We start from the raw sequence: 22,981 nt of genomic DNA, 5'->3' as shown, positions 1-22,981 counted from the left end.
CTAATAACTTCTAATATCTACCCCACCAAACAATGCTATCCCTTTTACAACCAACACCTTGGTTTTTTCTTCACCATTTAAAATAATCGGTCTTTTATCGTCCAAGCCTCCGAAGATAGCGGTTACTTCATGCTTTACCTGCCAACTAGCGGGAACAATGATTTTAGCTCCTCCAAAAATGGCAGTTACATCCAATACAACTTCTCCTTCAAAATCTGCTTGGGTTAGGTTAACATCACAGCCACCGAAAACCGCGGTAATTTCTCCACCTTTAAAATTTTTAGAATATACCGCTTGATGGCTACCTCCAAAAACATTGGTAGAATCTAAAAAATCGTTATCCCGTTTTTTTTTTGTTCCGGAAAAATCTGGCGTTTCTTGAAAAGACTGTGCTTCTTCTGGCTGAAACCTATTTTTCCATCCTTTTTTAAATTGATTGCGTGGTTTAAAAATTAAGAACAAACCCAGAACTATAATTAGAATTGGCCAACCTATTTTCTCAAAATCAATGTAAGCTTCCAAAGCTTCCTGCAAAGTAAAAAACCCTCCAATTATAATTAATACCATACCTGCTCCATTTCTGAAATTGTGTTTGATGCCGATAAATAATCCGATAAGGATTAAAATATTGCTCCAGTGAAAAATGTAGCTTGGCATGCTAATACCGAAATTTCTGAATAATAGTAATGCTCCTACTGCGATAATGATAGCTCCTGCCCAAACCTTGCTCGAACTGTTTGCTAAACCTTTATGATTTGTGTTTTCCATTGTTTAATTGTTTTGTTGATTCAAATGTATGGCGAACATTTAGTTTAGCCAACATTACCGGGTCTATCGTTTGATAAATTTCGGTAAGCAACCTTAATTTATCGGTGAAAAATACCAATAAATTTTCACCTAGTTTTTTAGCGCCTTGCTTTTGTTAAGTTTTTAGGCAATTTATGTTACCAATGGTATGGCACAGGTTAAAATTTTGGCAACGATTGGTTAATTTTTGGAAATTATTCTAGCACATTTACCTCTACCTTAAGCAAGCTATTATTCAAAGTTAATTTACAATGTTAAGAAACCGAACATTTTACAAATCGTTATTAGCCGTTGCTCTTTTACAGCTAAATATTACTGCCTTTGCGCAAGGAAAAATTGAAGATTACAAGCGAGCGGAAGCTTTTAATGCTTCCATGCAGAATAAAATATATTATTCGCCAAATGGTTTCAAATGGCTTGATGGGAAAAAAGAATTTTTCTATAGCATGTTAACCGAACGTGGAACGGAATACACCTTGGTTAACTCCAATAATTTCACCAAACGTCCGGCTTTTGATCAGCAACAATTTGCTGTAGCTCTTTCTGCACTTGCGAAAAAAGAAATTACAGCTTACAAACTACCCATTTATGGCGTTACATTTAATGATGATGGAACGAATTTTAGATTTAACTACGATAATAGATTATGGGCTTATGATGTTTCTTCTGCTAAAATTTCAGAAATAAGTAATTCGAATCAGCAACGTACGAATGGTGGTTATTGGGGCGATAGACCGGCAGACCAAAATGACAGGAGAACCAAATCGCCAGATGGCAAATGGACAGCATTTATAAAAAACTATAATGTTTTTATTGTTGGCGATGACAACAAAGAGCAACAATTAAGCTTTGACGGCTCTGAAGGCGAGTATTACAGCTCAAGCGTTTCATGGTCGCCAGACGCGAAAAAACTAGCCACAAATAAGGTTCGTCCGAATAAACCGCATTTAATTTATCTGATTGAATCATCGCCCACAACGCAATTACAGCCAATTCTGCAATCTAGAAATTACCTAAAACCCGGAGACGCCTTGCCACAGATGCAGCCATCGCTTTTTTTAATTGATAGCAAAAAACAGGTTCCGGTTGATGCATCTAAAATTCAATCGCAATATAGTTTAAGCAGATTGGACTGGCGAAAAGACAGTAGAGCATTTACGTTTGAATACAACCAACGCGGACATCAAAAATATAGCATTGTAGAAGTAAATGGTACAAATGGAAGCGTAAAAGAGTTAGTTAACGAAGAAGTAAAAACGTTTTTCAGCTACAGCGGAAAAAAATACCGCTATGATGTTAACGACGGAAAAGAAATTATCTGGTCATCTGAACGCGACGGCTGGAATCACCTTTATTTATATGATGCAAATGGAAAAGTAAAGAACCAAATTACCAAAGGTGATTGGGTGATGCGTAACGTGGTTAAAGTTGATGAACAAGACAGAACTATTATTTTTGAAGCTAGCGGGATGGAAAAAAACCTCGACCCCTATTTTATCCAATATTATAAAATAAACTTTAATGGTAGCGGATTGGTAAAGCTTACTACCGAAAACGGTAATCACCAAGCAACTTTTAATAGTGATTACTCTAAGTTTATTGACATTTATTCTAGAATCGACGCACCTCAAAAAACACTTTTAAGAGACGCAAAAACAGGAAAAATTTTAAAAGAGCTAGAAAATGGCAATGCAGATGAATTATTAAAAACAGGCTGGAAAATGCCTGAGGTTTTTACGGCAAAAGGTAGAGATGGGAAGACGGATATTTGGGGAATGATTATTCGCCCAAGTAATTTCGATCCTGCAAAAAAATATCCTGTTATAGAATATATCTATGCTGGTCCGCATGATTCTTTTGTACCTAAAAATTTCGCAAATGATTCTAGAGGATCTTTACACGAACTGGCCGAACTTGGCTTTATTGTGGTGCAATGCGATGGAATGGGCACTTCAAACCGATCAAAAGCTTTCCATGATGTAGCTTGGAAAAACTTAAAAGATGGCGGTTTTCCCGACAGGATAGAATTTATAAAAGCAGCTGCAAAAAAATACAGCTACATGGATACTGAGCGTGTAGGGATTTTTGGCAACTCTGCGGGCGGACAAAGCTCTTTAGGCGCACTGTTGTTTCACCCTGAGTTTTACAAAGTGGCGGTTTCTTCTTCTGGTTGCCACGACAATAGAATGGATAAAATGTGGTGGAACGAACAATGGATGGGTTATCCGATAGGGCCAGAATATGCAGCATCCTCAAACGTAGACAACGCCCACAAACTTGAAGGAAAGCTGTTGCTTATTTTGGGAGAACTTGATGATAATGTAGACCCCGCTTCTACCATGCAGGTAATAAACAAGCTAGTTAAAGCCAATAAAAATTTCGATTTCCTATTTGTTCCTGGTATGGGCCACTCTTTAGGTGGCGATTATGGAGAGCGTAAAAGAAGAGACTTTTTTGTAAAACATTTAATTGGTGTCGATCCGCCGGAATGGACTTGGAAGACAAGTGTAGCGGTTCCAAAACCTTAATTTTTTTCAATAAATTCGTAGCCTAATTCGAAATTATGATAAAGAAATTGATTTTGGCCTTTTGCCTATTTTTCAGCTATGCTGCAAATGCGCAAGACTTAAGCAAGCACTATAAAATTTATGATATTAAGAACCAAAAAACAATCAGTTTAGAAGAAATTGTTGCAAACACTAAAAATATCGACGTTTTATTTTTCGGCGAAGAACATAACGATTCTGTTGGGCATTATTTGGAGGTAGCAATTTTTAAACAGTTGGCACTGCAACATCAGAATAAGGTTGCTTTAACGATGGAAATGTTCCATACGGATGTGCAACCTGTAATAGACGAATATTTGGCTGGGCTAATTAGCGAAAAAAATTTTATAAAGGAAGCTAGAGCCTGGAACAATTACAAGGACTATAAACCAATGATTGAATTTGCAAAAGCAAACAAGATTAGTGTAATTGGTGGCAACGGTGCTGCTAGATATAGTAATGCGGTAACAAAGGGTGGTACGGAAGCTTTGCTGTCTTTTCCGCTTAGCTCTAAGCAATTTATAGCACCCTTACCAATAGATACCGCAACTGGTAGATACTACGAGAAATTTGTGGAAACTTTAGGAGGCCACAGCATGGGTGCTATGAAAGTTTATCAAACTCAAAATTTTTGGGATGCAACCATGGCTTGGTCTATAGCTAAATACGCTAAGGCTAATAAGGGACAAAAAATTTTCCAGGTAAACGGCCGTTTTCATAGCGATGAACACCTAGGGACGCTAGCCAAATTGAAAGTGTATGCGCCAAAACTAAAAATAGCCAATATCTCTGCATTTGCCGCCAAGGATTTCGAAAATCCTAATTGGTCGGACTATGCGCCACTGGCGGATTATATAATTATTACAGATCCCAACGTTAAAAAGACATTCTAACAAAAAAGCTCCCCGCAATTCGGGGAGCTTTTTTTATTGTTATTTGTTTTTTAACAAGTCTCTTATTTCTGTAAGTAAAACCTCTTCTTTTGTAGGTGCTGGTGGAGCAGATGGAGCAGCCTCCTCTTTACGTTTTAAAGAATTGATACCTTTAACTAGCAAGAAAACTACAAACGCTAAAAGTAAAAAATTAATAGCAACAGTAATAAAATTACCGTAAGCAAAAATAGATGTATCTGGAATTTTTCTAGCTTCTTCTAGTGGTAAATTTGCAGGAACTGTTCCTTTCAAAACCACATATAAACTACTAAAATCTGGTTGACCAATAATTGCAGATACTACTGGCATTACCAAATCTTTTACTACGCTATCGATAATTTTACCGAAAGCCCCCCCGATGATTACCCCAACAGCGAGATCCATTACATTGCCTTTTACAGCAAATTCTTTAAATTCTTTTGCAAACCCCATAAATAGTTTTAATTCTTAATTTTTATTAAATTTTAGTTATATTAAAAGTAACAAACTTTGTTACAATTCGCAATTTTAAATAAAATTTGACAAAACCTATCAGATAGTTTTTGCATTATTATTTAATTCTAAAGCAAATGACTATTTTTGGCATCTAAATCCTATCGTTACGTATGTTAAAACAACATCTTCAACAGAAGTTATTACAGAAGTTATCACCACAACAAATACAGTTTATCAAATTGTTACAGGTGCCAACTGTTGCACTAGACACACGTATTAAAGAAGAGCTGGAAGAAAATCCGGCGCTTGAAGACCCTAGTTTAATGACTGCTGAGGAGCCGAAAAGCGAATACGATGATTTAAATGAGGATAGAGACGACTTTAATAAAGAGTCTTCTGAAGAAAGCGGATCTGACGAATTTAACGTAGAGGATTATTTACAAGAAGACAGTCAGAACGACTACAGCACATCTTACAATAATGGAGATGATGACGACGAAAAGAAGGAAACACCGATAGCAATAGAAAGTACCTTTTTTGAAAGTTTACAACAACAGTTGGATTTAGTCCCACTCTCGGATACGGATTTTATTGTTGGAAAACAGATTATTGGAAGCTTAGATGACGATGGTTATTTACGCAGACCAATTACATCCATGATCGATGATCTTGCATTTTCTCAAAATGTTATGGTTGAGGAAGAAGATGTACTTGAAATGCTAAAGGTAATTCAAGGGTTTGATCCTCCGGGCATTGCTGCAAGAGATTTACAAGAGTGTTTATCGCTACAGCTTAAAAGAAAGGACGTAAATAATCCTATTATTAAAAAAGCGATTGCGATTGTTGAGCATCATTTAGATGAATTTACGCGTAAACATTACGATAAATTAGAAAAATCTGTAGGTTTAGATAGTAATGAACTTAAAGAAGTGGTAGCTGAAATACTTCGCTTAAATCCAAAACCGGGAGATTCGAACCAAGTTACCACTAAGCAACTACAAATCATCCCCGATTTCCATATCAGCAATAATGACGGCATACTTATTTTAACGCTAAACTCTAAAAATGCACCTGAATTAAGAGTTAGTCGCTCTTATATGGATATGTTTGATCATTATGATAAGGCGTCTCAAAAAGACAAAAAGCTTAAAGAAGCGGTACAGTTTGTAAAACAGAAACTAGATTCGGCAAAATGGTTTATTGATGCCATTAAGCAAAGACAGCAAACTTTGTTAAAAACCATGAATGCTATTATGCATTATCAGTACGATTATTTTTTAACTGCCGATGAACGTAAAATGCGCCCGATGATTTTAAAGGATATCGCCGATAAAATTGGAATGGATATTTCTACCGTATCCAGGGTTGCGAATTCAAAATACGTACAAACTGAGTTTGGTACTTTTTTATTAAAATCTTTCTTCTCTGAGGCTATACAAACCGAAAGTGGCGAAGAAGTTTCGAACAAAGAGGTTAAAAAAATTCTGGAAGATTGTATTGGTAACGAAGATAAACGCAAACCGCTTGCAGATGAGAAACTTACTGAAATATTAAAAGAGCGTGGTTACAATATTGCAAGAAGAACAGTTGCAAAATACCGAGAGCAGATGAATATTCCAGTGGCTAGACTTAGGAAAGAACTTTAGATTTTAGTTCGCAGTAAATAATCTTTTTCGTAAGTCAATTCGAGATTGAGAATTGCAGACTTAAGGCTAGTTGTCTACCACATTCTCATTGAGCTCATTACTTGGTAAACGTTATTTAGCTGTAAACCTAGTACAATTTCATGACTACCATAGCTCACATTGCTTAATGCTGAGGTGGTAAAATCGTAAGAATAAGTTAGATTAACCAATCTACTAATATTTACTCCGGCCATGCCAGCAAAAGAATCATCGTGCCTGTAGCTACCACCTATCCAAAACCTATCTTTAAAAGCAAACTTTAAGTTGGCATCTATAGATAAAGGTGTAGGTTCTACATACTTTAACATAAATGACGGAATCACGGAAATACTTTCATCAAGTGCGAATTTGTATCCAGCCGTTAAAAATGCATGAGGAACGTCTTTGCCCATATTATAAATCGGATCTGTAGTAAACGATAATTTTTGCGGCAAGATTTGCTGAACGGAAGCCCCAGCAAAAAACCGAGCGCCATAAAGCCAAACACCAAGCGCTAAATCTGGCTTAACCTGGCTTGTAATTGCATTATTTAATGCAGGATCGTTAGGATTTTCGAAAGTAAGCGAACCAACATCCAACCCTATTCGACTAATACCAGCTGCAGCACCAACAGATAAATTAAGTGTACCGCTAAGTTGCAAATGGTAAGCATAGGTTAAATTCGCGTCTAAACGAGAAATCGGCCCTGCCTTATCTATTACCACAGTTGCTCCCATACCATGATGCGCTGGCGAAGCTGTGTAATTTTGCATATAGTTTTGGCTCATCGGATCATCACCTTTTTCTGGCAAGGATAAGGGATTCTTCCACAGATAATCATCGCCTAAATTCCAATGTGCAGATGCAAAAGATGTTTCTGGAGCATCGTTAATACCCGACCACTGCTTACGGTATCCCGCTTTAAAATCTACATAATTTTCTATACCACTAAGCGCTGGGTTTAGTAAATAGTTATTAAAGATGTATTGCGTATACTGCGGTCGTTGTTGCGCAGTCGCAATTCCGTTTGTAATAAAAACTAGTAAAAACGCGTAAATTATTTTCTTCAAACTCTATCAATTTTACGCCGTAAAGGCGGATGGTTAAGTTAGTTATATCTTTTTTAATTATCTAATAATTGTTAGCGAGCCAGTTAACCTTTTTCGGCCATTTCTCGGATCAACAATATAATAGTAGACGCCTACCGGCAATTGCTGGTTTTGATAATTTCCGTCGAACGGATTTTTGTATCCAGTACTGTAAAATACGCGTGTTCCATTTCTACTAAAAACCTCAACGGTAGCCTTCGGATACGTTTCTAGATATTTAATGTTCCATAAATCATTTACACTATCGCCATTGGGCGAAAATGAATTTGGAATGCTTACACCCTCCAACACTTTTACAAAAATTTTTGCTGTAACGCTGCATAATAGTTCGTTAGTTCCGGTTACCGTATATTCAGTATCCTTTTCTGGGCTAGCTATAGGGTTTAAAATATCATCTCTGTTTAAGCCCAGTGCGGGCGACCACTTATATGTCATACTTGTACCATCAACGGTAGCTGGAAGTTCTACCTCGCCACCAGCTAAAACATAAACAATATTAGGTAGTAAAATACTAGGCGCAGGTTTAACCGTTATATTTTGGGTTATCACTTCCTGGCAGGCGCCACCCAAATTACTAGTATAAGTGTAAGTTATTGGAAAGGTGCCAATTCCTGTTAAACTTGGATCAAATTGGCCATCTGGCGATATAATTCCCGTACCAGAATAAATTCCCGTACCAGTTAATCCGCTGGTTTCTCTAGCAGAGCTTATATTCAAAATTCCTTGGTTTAAGCAAGCATCTGGAATTGCGCCAAACAAAAGCATCGGTGTGGGTTTAATTTCAATAGTTTTAATTTCCTCTTTAAAACAACTTTCTCCAGAGTAGGCAATCAATTTTATTTTAAATGTCCTGCTTGCCATTCCACCAAACTTAGGGTAGCTTAAAACAATGTCTTCGCTTTGCGGATTAGTTATAGTGATAAAGTTTGAAGGCTCGTTTACAAAATCCTTATATACTTCTATTTTAAGGATCTTTCCTGGTGGCAAAATAGTAGATGTGTTATTAATAATTACATCCTTACCACTACACAGATTAGCTTCGTTTTGTATCGTAAAGTCTGCTTTCTCTACAAAAGGATTAGCAGTAAATTGTTGCGTTTTCACATCAGCCAAGCAACCATATTGGTTATATGCTTTTAATGTTACTGTATAAATGCCCGGAGCTGCGTAAGTATGCTCGCCATTGAACGCTGTAGACTGAACATCGGTAGGTAATCCATCGCCGAAATTCCACTCGAACCTCAGGTTTTCCGTAGCACCATCATGGTCTTTGCTTAGATTTGTAAATTTAGCTAAACCATCATTTATACAATAACCTGGCATGGTAAAATCTACAGTTGGTAAGGCTACAATATTTACCGTTTGCGAATACACTTCGCTAATGCAATCTTTATCAGACGAAATGGTTAATCTGATAGTTTTGGGTCCAGGGGTGGTGTATTTAAAAATTGGAGGAGTTGCATCGGTTGTAATAATTGGTGCTGTACCATTCCCAAAATCCCAAGTGTAGTTTTTAATGTTTCCGCCAGCGGCGATGCTAGATGTGTTGGTAATTACTAATTCCTTATCAACGCAAAAATTTAAGGCTGTTGTAAATTCTGCAAGTGGCTTTGGGTTGATAACAATTGTAAAAGGTTGCGAAACTTTACCGCATTTGGTATCAGTATTAACGGTTAGCACAACATTATAAGTGCCAGGGTTGGCGTATTCATGTACAGGATTTTGAACTGTAGACTTAGGAGAGCCATCGTCAAAATCCCATTCCCAAGACGCGATAGATCTCACTTCGGAGTTTGATTTGCTCTTATCTGTAAATTGTATTTTAGCGCTCTGGCAACCTTCACTAGCAACCTCAAAAACAGCAGTCGGCTCTTGGTCAACAGTAAAATCAACCACCAAGTCTTCTGTGCTGCCACAATTATCGGTTGTAGGTTTGGTAGCAACAACTTTAAAAGTATAATCGCCTGCTATATTGTAGGTGAGTACGTTAGGGTATTTATACACATAATACAGCACCCCATCGCGGGTTATAACACCAACTTCTTGCGGATTCGCCTCTTCGAAAATTGGTTCACCCGATATCTCCCATTTTAAGTTTAATGCCTTATAAGGCAAATTTATACTTAAATCGATGGGTTCGCCCAAGCATCCGCTGGTTATCTTTTGTTTTGTTACGCTACTTACAGGCTGAAAAGTAAAATCCTGAAGATTTGCACCGGCTAAGTAGGCATACGATTCTACATTACCGTAACCGTAAGCTATTGCAGAAAAGCCCCCTGCCGCAGTTAAGCGAAGCTGGGCTGGCATATTGGTCACATCAATAGTGATATAGCTATATTCGCTGTTAATCGGAATAAAACCCGAAATCTGACTTCCATCGAGTCTAAACGAACTGATATCTGCTGTTTTAATAATAACATTCAAATAATACCGGTTAATCTGTGTAGGAACGTTTTGCAGCTTAGTGTATACCGTTATGCTACTTAAAGTTTGTTCTACCGGATTTAGCACTGTAATTTCCGGATCGCCGGGAAAAGGAGCATTTCCATTATTAGTTATAACAGCGGGGTTTGAAGGATTACACGTTTGCGAAGTTTGAATTTGCGCTACAGAAATTGGTTTTGATGCACTAATAACGGTCGCGGTTCTTGATGCAAAAGTGATTACGTCACCTCGGTTATATGGATTGCTAAGCGTTTTTCCGCCAGCAATTGTCGTACTTCCATCTACAGTTACCACAGTATTATCGTCTGATATAATTATGCTTAACAACTCAGAACTGCCGTTTATAGTATTATAAAAAGGTGCAGTTACAAATTTCTTGCCCCAAGCGTTTACGGGGAACATTTGCTGATAAAGATTATCCCCTCCACTTGGACTCAATGCCCTTGAATTTCCATCTTCGCAAAAAGCTGCCCATGTATTTCCAGAAAATACCGCAATCGATTTACATCCATCCAAAGATTTAATATGGCTACCCGTTAAATCACCCTTATTACCAGATTGATATTGATAAATCTCTCCTTTTTTTAGGGTGATGATAAATGGTACGCCAGCCTGTCTGTTACCATATCTCTCTGCTTCTTTAGGAGTTATTTCTACTCTAGTATCATCTTCTGTGGCAACAATAGTAAATTGTGCATAACCTGGTGATGTACCGGCATTACGGTAAGTGTAGGCATAATACTCTTTACTCAACGTATTCGATGGAAGCACCAGAGTTCCGCCTGTGCGTGCACTGTTAGAAATAATACTGTAGAGTGAAATGGGCCGTTCTGTTACTACTCTAATTGCCTTGTTAGGCTCCACTACGTTAGAGCTCCCAACGTACACTGGGCGTAAATTAGGATTAATAATAATCGGTCGACAAGTATTGGAAGCAATTGCTCCTTCATCTACCAAAACATTGCCAATAAAAACTTTATAAGGCGTAGCCTGGTCGGCAGAGAGAAATAAAGTTAGCCTCGAAGATAATTCATCTATATGACCGGGATAGGCCACCCAGAACTCTTTCCCTTTGTTAGAAGTATTTTGCGCATTTAGTTCTGGCGCAAAAACCAAAAGAACTGCAACAAGGAGTAAAAAACGACACAAAGTCCTCATTTATAAATAGCGAAAAATATTTAGCCTATTACAATAATAGTATTATTTACAATAAACCATGTTATTTTTCGCTATTTAATTATGCGAAATAACGGTGTTTAAACACCGTTTAAGATGTTAAGACAATAGGCTTTGGCGTGCGATAAATTCGAGTTGGCGGTTGGCGACTAACAATTTCTCCGTTAATTCCCTGTTCTCTTTTCTCAAATTGTAAATCTCAATAGCTTTTTCAATATTAATTCTCAAATCTTCTTCCATCCAAGGTTTTTGAATGTAACGGTAAACCTGACCTTTATTTATCGCATCTATTACTGCGTCAATATCAGTATAACCAGTTAAAATCATTCTAATTGGATCCGGGTGAGCTTCCAAAATCGATGCTAAAAATTCTACACCAGTAGTTTTTGGCATGCGTTGATCTGTAATAATAATATGTATATCCTCTCGATCTAATATCTTTCTTCCCTCATCTGCAGACTCTGCCGTAAATATCTTGTATAATCGGCGATAGGTTGCGGCAAAAGCACTTAAATTGTGTGGCTCGTCATCTACGTATAAAATGTTTGTGTTCATCTGCGTGCTAATAAAAGATAAAAATACTTTTTTATTATAACTCTTAAAAGACTAATTTAGATGTTTTAACATTATTATGTAGTTTTTATTTTAATTACCATAAATTATAGCTTTTTTAAAGATGAATCTTGAAACTGGTTTCAGCCCTTTACTCTCACAACTATTAGAACAAACCTCTCTAAATCAAAACATTTACAAACCAGTTTTTTTCAGATTAGATAACAAAGCTCAACAAAACGAGTTTGAGCAATTACTTGTTAACAATCCAAACATTCAAGTTTACAACCACATCTTAAGTCAGGTTGAAGAGCTAATTAGATGTAAAACGCCTACAATTGTTTTTCTTCCGCAAAGCGAAATACAAAATGCGATAAAAAATCATTTAGCAGATAAAAATGAAACCAATTATGGTGTTTGGGTTTATTATCCGTGGGCGCAAAAATTAGTTCACATTTTAGATGAGCAAGAATTCGCAATTGTACGTACAAATAGAAATAAACATAAAATAACCGCGGCAGAACAGGCCAAATTAGCTACTAAAAAAATTGGCGTAATGGGTTTATCGGTTGGGCAATCCGTTTCGTTAACCTTAGCTATGGAACGCGGTTTTGGAGAATTACGAATAGCAGATTTTGATACGCTTGACCTAAGCAATATTAATAGAATAAGAACGGGAATCTTCAACCTAAAAATTAAAAAAACAGTTGTTGTTGCAAGAGAAATTGCAGAAATAGATCCTTATTTAAATGTAGTTCTATTCGATGAAGGCATAACTGAAGAAAACTTAGATTTATTTTTAACCGGCAACGGCAAACTCGATTTATTAATTGATGAATGTGATAGTTTCGATATAAAAATAAACGCCAGAAATAAGGCAAAAGCTCTTGGCATACCAGTATTAATGGAAGGTAGCGATCGCGGAACGATTGACATCGAACGTTTTGATTTGGAGCCCGAAAGACCAGTTTTACACGGCATGGTTGCTCATCTTGATATGAGTAAATACAAAGACCTTAAAACAATGGATGAGCGGATTCCTTACATAACTGCCGTTACCGGTGTAGAAACATTATCACCGAGAATGAAGGCATCTGCTATAGAAATTATGGCATCTATTTCTACTTGGCCGCAACTGGCAAGCGCCGTTACTTATGGTGGCGGTATAACGGCAGATTTGTCTAGAAAAATCCTTTTAGGAAATCTGTCTGTTTCTGGCAGATTTTTTATAGATATGGATGAATTAATTTCAGATCCAGAAAAACCAAAAAACAACGCTCCGCAAATAGAAATTCCGCCACTGGAAACTGCAGAGTTAGATAGTTTTATTAAGATCAACAACTTAGCATTCGATAAAGTTAACTACCAACTTCCTACAGAAATATTAAATGCAATTATTGTGGCAGCTAGCAAGGCGCCATCTGGCGGAAACAACCAACCTTGGCGTTTTCATTACAAAAACAATATTTTACACCTATTTTTAGAGCAAAGCGCTGCTCAAGCATACTTAGATCCGTTGTATACTTCTTCCTATAGTTCTTTGGGTGCAGCTATCGAAAACATTGTACTTGTTGCAGCAGAAAATAAGGTGAAAGCAAGCTACACTTTAACTCCTCAGTTTGCTCCTAAGCACATCGCTTGGTTTAGTTTTACACCAGATTATAATGCTAGCGAAATTGAGTTGAATCTGGCAAAACAAATACCCAATCGCCATACGAATAGGAAAACCACACCAAAACAAGACTTACCGCAAACTGAACAGGATAAATTAAGCAATTTAGTAACCGAAGTAAACGGTGCTAAAATAACTTGGTTAAAAGATGCCGATAAAATTAAGGCATTAGCTAACATTGCTACCAGTACAGATTTGCAACGAATGTTTATTACCGAAGCTCACGAGGATTTTATAAACAGAGAAATGCGTTGGAATCCGGAAGACGCAATTAGGCAGGAAGATGGCATAGGTATACACACTTTAGATCTGGGTCACAACGATCAAGTTGGAATTAGATTATTAAAAGATAGAAAAGCAGTTAATTTTTTACAAGATATAGATGGTGGCAGTGCTTTTAAGCGTTTAACTTCTCAGCAATTTATTGCATCTTCGGCCATTGGATTAATAACAATGCCTAAAGGAAATATCTCTTCTTTTATTGAAGGTGGAATAGCAGCCGAAAGACTATGGCTGGGCGCTACCGCCTTAAATTGGCAAATACATCCTGTTAACGTTCCTCTTATATTTTTCTACAAGAATACAATAGAAAACCATCCATCCATCCTACCTGAAAACAAAACGTTGTTAACACAACAAGAAATTACATTTAAACAAATTTTTGAGATGAGCGAAGAAGATGAAGCCATATTCATGTTCAGAATTTTCAAAGCTTCGCCATCGCCCGAGAGAACTTTAAGAAAAACAACAGCTAAAATATTTTCAATTGGAAGAGACTAAGCCACACATAGACAATTTATACTTCAAAGCATTTAGAGCTGTTGATGACCGTGCATCGTGCATGAAATTTATAGAAGGACATACACACGTTTTAGAAATATTTGGGATTACACAAATTACATCGGCAAAAATAGATTGGGTATTAAATCCAAATGTTTATGTTATTTTAGTAAGCGCAGAAAAAGATGGTAAAGCATTGGCCGGCAGCCGAATACATGTTGCCGATGGAAAAACACCTTTGCCGGTAGAGTTTGCTGTTGGCGAAATGGACAATAGAATTTACCAAATGGTTGAAGAGCGTACACCTGCCGGAACGGGAGAATTTTGCGGTTTATGGAACTCCTGGGAAATTGCGGGCCTGGGAATTGGAAGCATGCAGCTTAGCATAGCATCGGTTGCATTTGCCGGACTGATAAAACTTGAGACCTTGTTTGGCTTATGTGCACCAGCAACTTATAGAAACTCGATTAGAGGTGGTTTTAGGGTAATTAACGAGATTGGTATTAATGGCAAGTTTTATTATCCTAAAGAAGATTTAACTGCTACTTCAATTTTAATAGACGATGTAGAGAACCTACCATTAACATACGAAGAGGTAAGAAACGACATAATGAAATTACGAGAAAATCCAATTTCTACCCACCAAATGGCAAGTAAAACCGGCGAAATGGTTAATTTGCATTACGATTTAACGCTCTAGCCAGAAATGAAAAAAATTCTGTTTCTTTTAGCAGTTATTTGCTCAAGCTACCTTAATAGCTTCGCCACTTTTTCGCAATACGAGTTGCAGGAAAAAGGTTTTAACGTTGCTGTTTATAAAGACAATACCAATAAAATTGATGTTAAAAATCTGCTAAAAAAAGAATTTTCGCCTGCAAAAAATAGTATTTTTAATTACGGGATAAGTAAAAATACCTATTGGATAAAACTTGTAAACAACGAGAACAGGCAATTTATTAATCAAGTATTGTTTATAGAACAAGCTAGGTTAGCAGTTGCACAAGTTTACATCTACCACCCTACAACCAATATTTTAGATACCGTAAAAGCGCAAAATCCGTTTACCGGTCATCAAAGTAATTTCACACAAGGGAAACTTTATCAGATACCTACGTTTTTAAATAAAGACGATATTATTTTTTTAAAGTTAAAAGCAAAAGAAACCTTTTTAGCACCCATAACCATAGATAGCGAACTAACTGTACTAGAATCCTTTTCGTTAAAAGGTATCGTATTTGGGCTGTACTCTGGCATTATGGTGGTAATGTTTATTTACAATTTGTTTCTATTCATCATAATTAGAGATAAAAGCTATTTATATTACATATTCTACATTTTATTTGTTTGGCTTACGCAAATAACATTGCAAGGTTATGCAGCCAAATATTTTTGGTCGGAAGACTCCTTTCTAGACAACTACGCTGTAATCTTAAGTTCTTGCGTTGCATTACTATTTGCATGTTTATTTACAATTTCGTTTTTAAATACAAAAGTATTTGCAAAAGTTTACGATTGGCTTTTAAAGCTTTTAGCGTTTGCTACCATAATTAACATCATTATACTTTTTGCATTTGGCAGAAATGCTGCTTTTCTGTTAATGCAAATGTTAACAGTAATTGGTGCGTTGTTAGCCATATCTACTGCGTATTATGTTTATTTCAAAAAACATTTTAAACCTGCCGGATTTTACTTGGTAGCTTGGTCCGTGCTAATTATTGGCACTATACTTTTTATAATGAAAGATTATAGCATACTACCTTACAATCGTTTTACGGTCTATCTTCTTCAAATCTCTTCCGCCGTAGAGGTTATGTTGCTTTCTTTCGCACTTGCAGATAAAATAAATTTCTTTAAAAAAGAGAATGAGGTTGCTCAAGCTCAAGCACTTAACGCGTCATTAGAAAACCAGAAACTTATTAGAGAGCAAAATATCATCTTGGAGAAAAAAGTTCAAGAGCGTACAGAGGAATTACAAAGCACAAACTCAACCTTAAACGTAACACTTAGCAATTTAAAAAATACCCAGTCGCAATTGGTTGATGCCGAAAAAATGGCAGCTCTTGGTCAGCTAACGGCCGGTATAGCACACGAAATTAACAACCCAATCAATTTCGTAACCTCAAATATTAAACCTTTAGAGCTAGATATAAAAGATTTAAAGGAAATTATAGAAATGTACGAAAAGCTAGATTTGGAAGGTGATGTAAAAGCTCAGGTTGAAGATATTGATTCTTTTAAAAAGCAGATAGATTTAGATTTTGTCAATAACGAAATCACTTCGCTTTTATCTGGTATTAGCGAAGGTGCAAAACGTACGGCAGAAATTATACGGAGCTTAAGAAACTTTAGTAGGGTTGATGAAACCGATATGAAACCTATAGATTTAAATGAAGGTTTACAATCTACGCTGGTTTTGGTACGCAACAATATGCCAGATAATTTAACGGTTATTAAAGAGTACGGCAACTTGCCAAAGGTTGAGTGTATGCCTGGCAAAATAAATCAAGTATTCATGAATTTGGTTTCTAATGCTATACAGGCAGTAAAAACTAAAGCAATTCAAAATGAAGAAGAATTTTTAACTATAAGAACTTGGTATGTAGATCATCAAGTAAAAATCAGTATAAAGGATAGTGGCATCGGTATGACAGACGAGACGAAACATCGTATTTTCGAACCGTTTTTTACAACAAAAGATATAGGCGAAGGAACTGGACTGGGATTATCTATTGTGTTTAGCATTATAGAGAAACACAAGGGTCACATAGAAGTTATATCTAAATTAGGTGAAGGAACAGAATTTATTCTTACCTTAAATGTAAATCCAGAATAAACGCCATGAGAACTCCCAACGTAAGAGTATTATATATTGATGACGAAGATCATAACTTACAGGCTTTTAAAGCTAGTTTTAGGAGACACTATGAAATTTACACCGCAATTTCGGCAGCCGAAGGCTTAAAAATAATGAAAAACGTTGATATCCAGGTTATCATCGCCGATCAGAAAATGCCCAATACTACAGGTGTAGAATTTTTTCAAAGTATAACAGAAACTTACCCCGACCCCATACGCATTTTACTAACTGGTTACACAGATATTGAAGCATTGGCCGATGCGATTAATCACGGCGATATTTATAGATACATTACCAAACCTTGGAATGACCTAGAACTCCACAACTCTATAAAAAATGCCTATGATGCTTATAAGGCAAAAATAGATTTAAGAAAGAAAATAGCTGAACTCGAAAAAACTAACGATGAGCTGAACCGTTTCATTTACAGCATTTCTCACGAGTTGAGAGCTCCATTAGTTTCTGTTATCGGTATCGTAAATCTGGTTAAAATGGAAGGACTATTTAATTCTAGTGGCGAATACTGGGGATTAATAGAAACTTGCTCTAATAAACTAGATTATTACATTCAAAAAACGCTACAATACTACAAAAACAATAAAACTACAGCCGAACAAACTGAAATAGATTTTAGCAAATTAGTTGGCGAGCTGGTAGATGTTTACTCTTACACCGATAGAGATACGCAGTTTACTATAAATGTAAATCAAACCCTACCATTTATAGGCGATTTGTTTAGGATAGAAGTTATTCTGGGTAACCTTATTTCTAACGCGATTAAATACCAGAAGGTAGACGAGCGAAACAAGAAAGTAGAAATTGGCGTAAACGTAACAGCCGATAAAGCCGAGATAAGCATTAGTGACAACGGAATTGGTATACTTAATGAACATCTAGAAAAGATTTTTACACAATTTTTCAAAAGCAAGGTACAACACGGTAGCGGATTAGGATTATTTATTGTTAAAGAAGCTCTAAATAAGATCGATGGAAGAATCGATGTTAGCTCTGACCTAGATCGTGGCACAACCTTTAAAATAACCATCCCAAATGCTAGAGAATAAGCGTACAGTTATGATGGTCGATGATAACGAAATCGACCTGAAAATAAATTCAAAAATAATTACAATAACCAAGCTTTTTGACGAGATAATTGTTTGCAAATCCGGATTGGAAGGAATGGATTACTTGAACAAATTCATTGACAGTCCAGAAAAACTTCCAAACTATATTCTTCTCGATATACAAATGCCAGACATGAATGGCTTTGATTTTCTAGATTGTTATAAACGTTTACCCAAACAATTTATCAATAAATGCCAAGTTATCATGCTTTCATCGTCGTTAGATTTTGGCGATATTAAACGTGCAGAAGCGAATCCGCATGTGATAAAGCTACTAAAGAAACCACTTTCTCCTACCGAACTTTCTGAGTTGCTTTAAACCCTTTTTATTTTTCACATCGCAAAGCGAAAACCTAAAAAACATTGTGCAAGTAGTGTTGTTATTGCTATATACTTAAAACTACCATTATGGAAATTGAAGAAAATGTAGCTGGTTTAGGAAAAAACCACGATAAAGAAGCACAGGAGAACGATAAAGATATTGCTAAAAAACAAAGCGAGGCAAAACCTGCCGCAGAAAATTTGGATATGGAGCCCAATAGCGTTGATAAAAGCGAATTGCCCGAGGAAGCTAATGATAATTTAGACATTAAGCAGGACGCACAAAACTATGCCGAGGAAGAGCATAAAAAAGCTGCAGATTGGGAACATACAGACGTTGAAAAGAAACCTTAATCTGCTTTGCTTTTTTTCTAGAACCGGATTAATAAATTGCATTTTATTTTGTGTTTGCATGGCAATGTATTACTTTGCCACGCAAACACCTTATAAAGTAAATGTAATAAATGAACAAATATCCTAATCAAACGCCCTTATTACTAGCAGTAGACTGTATAATTTTTGGATATGATGGTATAGAACTACAAATTTTATTGGTAAAAAGAGCAATGGAACCTGCCAAAGGGCAATGGAGCTTGATGGGCGGTTTTGTAGGTCCAGATGAGAATATATACCATGCGGTAGAACGTGTATTGGAAACTTATACCGGGCTTAAAGATGTTTACCTAGACCAGTTTAAAATATACGGAGATCCAAAACGCGATCCGATAGAACGTACAGCCTCTGTAGCCTACTTTGCTCTGATAGATATTAATAAGTACAAAGCGCAAATAAACGATGTTTATGAAGCCAAGTGGTTCCCTATTAACGAAGCACCCGAATTAATTTTTGACCACGATTTAATGGTAGAAGAAGCAAAAGCGAGATTACGCTACAAGGCAGCCTTCCACCCTATTTTATTTGAGTTATTACCAAAAAAATTTACAACGCCGCAACTTCAGAACTTATACGAACAAGTTTATAATACAAAAATAGACAACCGTAATTTTCTAAGAAAACTTGCATCAAGTGGCTTGCTAATTAAGCTAACCGAAAAGGACAAATCTAGTAGCAAACGAGGTGCATTTTATTATAAACTGGATAACACCAAGTATAAAACCAAATTTCAATCTTTTATCAATTTTATTCCAAACCCAGAACAACTCGTATTTTAGCCCATGACTTTTATAAACAAACCCAAAGCTTTTCTTTTTGATTTAAACGGCACAATGATAGATGATATGGAGTTTCATGCTACGGCTTGGGCGTCTATCTTAAATGATGATTTGAATGCAGGCTTAAGCTATGCTGATGTAAAACGAGAAATGTATGGGAAAAACAGTGAATTATTACATCGTATTTTTGGAGCTGGGCACTTTACCGTAGAACGAGAAAACGAATTATCCATCGAAAAAGAAAAAAGATATCAAAGCGCCTTTAAAGAACACCTCCGTTTAATTGATGGACTGGACAGCTTTTTGGAAAAAGTATCGGCACTATCAATTAAGATGGCAATAGGCTCTGCGGCAATTCCATTTAACATCAACTTTGTTTTAGATAATTTAGATTTAAGATCTTATTTCGGGGCAATAGTTAGCGCAGATGATGTGGCTACCAGCAAGCCAAACCCAGAAACTTTTTTAAAGTGCGCAGAAATTTTAGGTGTTAAACCGAGCGAGTGCGTAGTTTTTGAAGATGCGCCGAAGGGTGTTGAAGCGGCAGAAAATGCAAATATGCCGTGCATAGTTTTAACCACCATGCACGACAAAGAAGATTTTGCTACATACAAAAACGTTATCGCTTTTGTTAAGGACTATAACGATCCTGTTTTAGCGCAATTATTTTAAAATCACTTTACTGGCAACGTTTTGCAAAGGAATTACATAAGCACCTTTATCTTGTGTTAAATTTGTGGCGGGCTTATACTGTTTACCCGATTTTGGCTGTTCAATGCTTAAATAGGCGCTTGGTGTAAATGCATCTTTAGCTTGTAAAGTAACCTCTACAGTTTTTGCTACTTTGTCATATACAACTTTATCAAACTTCCCGGCATCTAAACTAAGCCACAAATTTAGTGGCGCTATAAATACTTTTGATTTTGCAGCAGTTGTAAGCTTAACTTCCACTTCGTTTCCTTTCGCTGTTAAATTTCCGCCAAAGGCTAACCAACCATAAGTTGCGTCGTTAATTAGGTAAGTAGCCGTATTAACCGCATACCCGTAAAAATTAGGTCCATAGTCTCCAGAAAGTGCATCAATTTTTAAGGTTGATGGAAAAGAGTGGAAGGCTGATGGTCCGAAACCATCTTCGGTAATGTTAGCAACCGAACCGAGTAAACCTCCATAGCCAACTCTCAATAAATATAAATCTGATGGAGATTTTCTGTAAGCAGACAAAACCGGAATGGCGTTTAAGCCAGAACCGTAATGATGCAATTGTCGTTCTACCCTGCTCAATTTACCACCATAAAGAAAATCCCAATACCTACGGGCGCTACCGTTGTAGCCCCAATGCGGAACTGTTGGCATATAAGCTAAAATTGCGTTTAAAGTCACGTTTGCTTTATCGTCATAACCAAAATAATCAGACCATAAGTAGACTTCCTCCTGGCCGGTCGAGTCCCAAGGCATTTCACTACCAAATGGATAATTTAAAGTACGCCAATGGTCGGCACGTTTTTTCATTGCACTTTCCATTTTCGTAGCCATTTCAGTAAAACCTTCACGTTTTAAATCATCTAAAATAAGTACAAAAACAGAGCCTTCCATTTGTCCGAACTGTGCGTAATAAGGGGCTTGTTCAACCATTGCTATACTGGTATGGTAAGCACTTTCTAAATACCATTTCCAATCTTTTTGCTTTACAAAACCATTGTGGTAACGTCCTAACCTATAAAGCACCCAATGCGCTGCCGCTACATGCGGATAATTGTAAGATCTACCAAAATTATCGGCTTCCTTTTTTGGCCAGGCCGACCAAGTTTTATAGTTTACATCTTTACTGTAAGTTCCCTCGGGCATTAAAGTTGGCTCGTAATAAAACAAGCTCTTTTTTACACCGTAATGTGTAGAATCTGCTTTGCTACTTTGTAATCTGCCATACATGGTTTCGTTCGCAAAGCGCTCCATTTTTGCAACTTCGCCAGCATCTGGTAAAACCAACTGTTTCGTCATTGCACCCAACCAGCTACCAGAACCACCTTCGTCACCTAGGCCTGCAATCCAAGCTCTGCTATCTTCTAAAACTTGTTTTTTGGTTTCATAATCGTAACTAATTACCGATGGTGCACGTTTAAATACATCATTTACATCATCAAACCACTGTTTTGTTGTTAAAAACTTACCAAAATCGGCTACCAACTGCGTTTCAGATTTAATGATTTTATATTGAATAGTTTGCACCAAACCATCATTATAGGTAATGGTTACTCTCGCTCTACCCCAATTTTTTCCATTTACATCATAAGTTTTAATTCCGTTTTTTAGTGTTGCTGATGCCTTTACAGTCAAAGCGTCTTTAGGAAACACCGAAATCGATTTTATACCTTGGGCATAATTTATAAAAAGTTTGGCATTAACATCCTGCGTTATAACATAACCAGGAACGCCAACTGCAACTGGACGTTTGTTAGCGGCTAACGTTTGTTCTATATTCTTTATAGACGGAGAAAGAACAAATTTAAAACCGTAATCTTTTTTCTCGCCTGCCTTTAACACTATACTATTGTTTTCATTCCATTGATCAGCATTTTTCCAGTCTGTGTTTGCATGCGCTTTACTTAAAATCATCCACTCATGAAAGCCTTCGAAGGTAATTCCTCTAGGTGTTGGATCATTTAGCAATGGACTGTATGCTTCAAAAGGTGTTTTTCCTTGCGGGATAACCAGCAAAGCCGAACCTTTACCGCTTAACTTGGCAACTTGTAAATAACCGGCATCCATCCCGATATAAGGATCGTAAAAAACATTTTGCGCATGAGCTTCGTCTAGCGAAACGCCATCTAAAATATTGTTAAATATCATTGGCACGCCTACAGAACCAAGTTCTACATCAGCTTTACTCGTATTTTCGATTTGAAAGCGCAACACTAAATCGCTACCGCTTTTTTCCCACAAACGGGTGATTTTAAGCGGAAGATCTGCAGGAAGTGTGGCTGCCAAGTTAGCAGCAGCTAAAACGTTTCCCGATGCTGGAAGAGCAACCACATTGGCTCTTTTTGCAGCCGTGGTATATTTTTTCCAATCGCCATTAGCGGTTTTTAGTCTGATGTTAATATCGCCTAACTGATATAATCCATCAGAACTTCGCTTTTGCAAGTATTTCTTCGGACTAAAATCAAATTTATCATCCGCTTTTAGCGTTAAAGACGATAATGTTTGAGAAGATTTTAAAATTTTAACGTTTAAGTTACCCGCCTCAAATGTAAGTTCGCCTTGCTCTACGCCTAAGGTTGATGGTCTTGCAGCCAAACGTTCCCAAGGCGTTAACTGTTTTTCTTGCGCAAAACCACTTACACCAACAAGTAACAATGCTGCAAGCGTATATCCTTTAATCATCCTTATCA

The 22,981-nt window shown here is 36.8% G+C and carries 17 protein-coding genes; 11 read left to right on the top strand and 6 right to left on the bottom strand.

Annotation, left to right across the window (positions count from 1 at the left end; all coding sequences use genetic code 11):
- On the bottom strand, positions 1-768 hold the full coding sequence (locus tag DUT69_RS18180) for a LiaF transmembrane domain-containing protein (protein WP_113654702.1): 768 nt from the start codon (positions 766-768) through the stop codon (positions 1-3).
- Between the two features lie 290 nt (positions 769-1,058).
- Here DUT69_RS18180 and DUT69_RS18175 point away from each other — a divergent pair, with 290 nt between their 5' ends.
- Positions 1,059-3,335 carry a S9 family peptidase gene (locus DUT69_RS18175; protein ID WP_113654701.1) on the top strand — a complete coding sequence of 759 codons (2,277 nt, stop codon included), beginning with the start codon at positions 1,059-1,061 and terminating at the stop codon, positions 3,333-3,335.
- Between the two features lie 35 nt (positions 3,336-3,370).
- A complete protein-coding gene (locus tag DUT69_RS18170; RefSeq protein ID WP_113654700.1) occupies positions 3,371-4,246 on the top strand; it encodes a ChaN family lipoprotein in 876 nt (291 codons plus the stop codon).
- 39 nt (positions 4,247-4,285) lie between these two features.
- On the opposite strand, the gene mscL is transcribed toward DUT69_RS18170, so the two are convergent.
- On the bottom strand, positions 4,286-4,717 hold the full coding sequence (gene mscL, locus DUT69_RS18165; RefSeq protein ID WP_113654699.1) for a large conductance mechanosensitive channel protein MscL: 432 nt from the start codon (positions 4,715-4,717) through the stop codon (positions 4,286-4,288).
- 173 nt (positions 4,718-4,890) lie between these two features.
- Between mscL and rpoN the strand changes: the two genes are divergently transcribed.
- Complete coding sequence (rpoN, locus tag DUT69_RS18160) at positions 4,891-6,366, top strand: RNA polymerase factor sigma-54 (RefSeq protein ID WP_113654698.1); 1,476 nt, start codon at positions 4,891-4,893, stop codon at positions 6,364-6,366.
- Between the two features lie 74 nt (positions 6,367-6,440).
- Here rpoN and DUT69_RS18155 read toward each other — a convergent pair whose 3' ends face one another.
- The 3 genes from DUT69_RS18155 to DUT69_RS18145 form a co-directional block, all read right to left on the bottom strand.
- Complete coding sequence (locus DUT69_RS18155; RefSeq protein WP_113654697.1) at positions 6,441-7,454, bottom strand: PorP/SprF family type IX secretion system membrane protein; 1,014 nt, start codon at positions 7,452-7,454, stop codon at positions 6,441-6,443.
- Between the two features lie 57 nt (positions 7,455-7,511).
- Complete coding sequence (locus DUT69_RS18150) at positions 7,512-11,096, bottom strand: PKD domain-containing protein (RefSeq protein ID WP_113654696.1); 3,585 nt, start codon at positions 11,094-11,096, stop codon at positions 7,512-7,514.
- Between the two features lie 117 nt (positions 11,097-11,213).
- On the bottom strand, positions 11,214-11,669 hold the full coding sequence (locus DUT69_RS18145) for a response regulator (protein ID WP_113654695.1): 456 nt from the start codon (positions 11,667-11,669) through the stop codon (positions 11,214-11,216).
- A 121-nt stretch (positions 11,670-11,790) separates the two neighbouring features.
- Between DUT69_RS18145 and DUT69_RS18140 the strand changes: the two genes are divergently transcribed.
- The 8 genes from DUT69_RS18140 (at position 11,791) to DUT69_RS18105 (ending at position 20,264) form a co-directional block, all read left to right on the top strand.
- Positions 11,791-14,118 carry an Rv1355c family protein gene (locus DUT69_RS18140; protein ID WP_113654694.1) on the top strand — a complete coding sequence of 776 codons (2,328 nt, stop codon included), beginning with the start codon at positions 11,791-11,793 and terminating at the stop codon, positions 14,116-14,118.
- A complete protein-coding gene (locus tag DUT69_RS18135; RefSeq protein ID WP_162796357.1) occupies positions 14,105-14,818 on the top strand; it encodes a hypothetical protein in 714 nt (237 codons plus the stop codon). The genes DUT69_RS18140 and DUT69_RS18135 overlap by 14 nt, the downstream gene beginning before the upstream one ends.
- Before the next feature lie 6 nt (positions 14,819-14,824).
- On the top strand, positions 14,825-16,951 hold the full coding sequence (locus DUT69_RS18130) for a 7TM diverse intracellular signaling domain-containing protein (protein ID WP_113654692.1): 2,127 nt from the start codon (positions 14,825-14,827) through the stop codon (positions 16,949-16,951).
- A gap of 5 nt (positions 16,952-16,956) precedes the next feature.
- Entirely contained in the window at positions 16,957-18,039 is a 1,083-nt protein-coding gene (locus DUT69_RS18125; RefSeq protein WP_113654691.1) for a hybrid sensor histidine kinase/response regulator, read from the top strand.
- On the top strand, positions 18,026-18,418 hold the full coding sequence (locus tag DUT69_RS18120; protein ID WP_113654690.1) for a response regulator: 393 nt from the start codon (positions 18,026-18,028) through the stop codon (positions 18,416-18,418). The genes DUT69_RS18125 and DUT69_RS18120 overlap by 14 nt, the downstream gene beginning before the upstream one ends.
- Positions 18,419-18,507: 89 nt before the next feature.
- The gene (locus tag DUT69_RS18115; protein WP_113654689.1) at positions 18,508-18,774 is read left to right on the top strand and encodes a hypothetical protein; all 267 of its coding nucleotides are present in this window, start codon (positions 18,508-18,510) and stop codon (positions 18,772-18,774) included.
- A gap of 110 nt (positions 18,775-18,884) precedes the next feature.
- Positions 18,885-19,592 carry an NUDIX hydrolase gene (locus tag DUT69_RS18110; protein ID WP_113654688.1) on the top strand — a complete coding sequence of 236 codons (708 nt, stop codon included), beginning with the start codon at positions 18,885-18,887 and terminating at the stop codon, positions 19,590-19,592.
- Positions 19,593-19,595: 3 nt separating this feature from the next.
- Positions 19,596-20,264 (top strand): HAD family hydrolase, encoded by a 669-nt coding sequence (locus DUT69_RS18105; RefSeq protein ID WP_113654687.1) that lies wholly within the window; start codon positions 19,596-19,598, stop codon positions 20,262-20,264.
- Here the strand turns inward: DUT69_RS18105 and DUT69_RS18100 are convergent.
- Entirely contained in the window at positions 20,256-22,973 is a 2,718-nt protein-coding gene (locus DUT69_RS18100; protein WP_240186760.1) for a DUF5695 domain-containing protein, read from the bottom strand. The two genes, DUT69_RS18105 and DUT69_RS18100, sit on opposite strands and share 9 nt — an antisense overlap.
- Between the last annotated feature and the right edge of the window lie 8 nt (positions 22,974-22,981).

Source organism: Pedobacter namyangjuensis (assembly GCF_003313325.1).
GTDB classification, from domain to species: domain Bacteria; phylum Bacteroidota; class Bacteroidia; order Sphingobacteriales; family Sphingobacteriaceae; genus Pedobacter; species Pedobacter namyangjuensis.
This window is presented reverse-complemented; position numbering and strand designations above follow the sequence as displayed.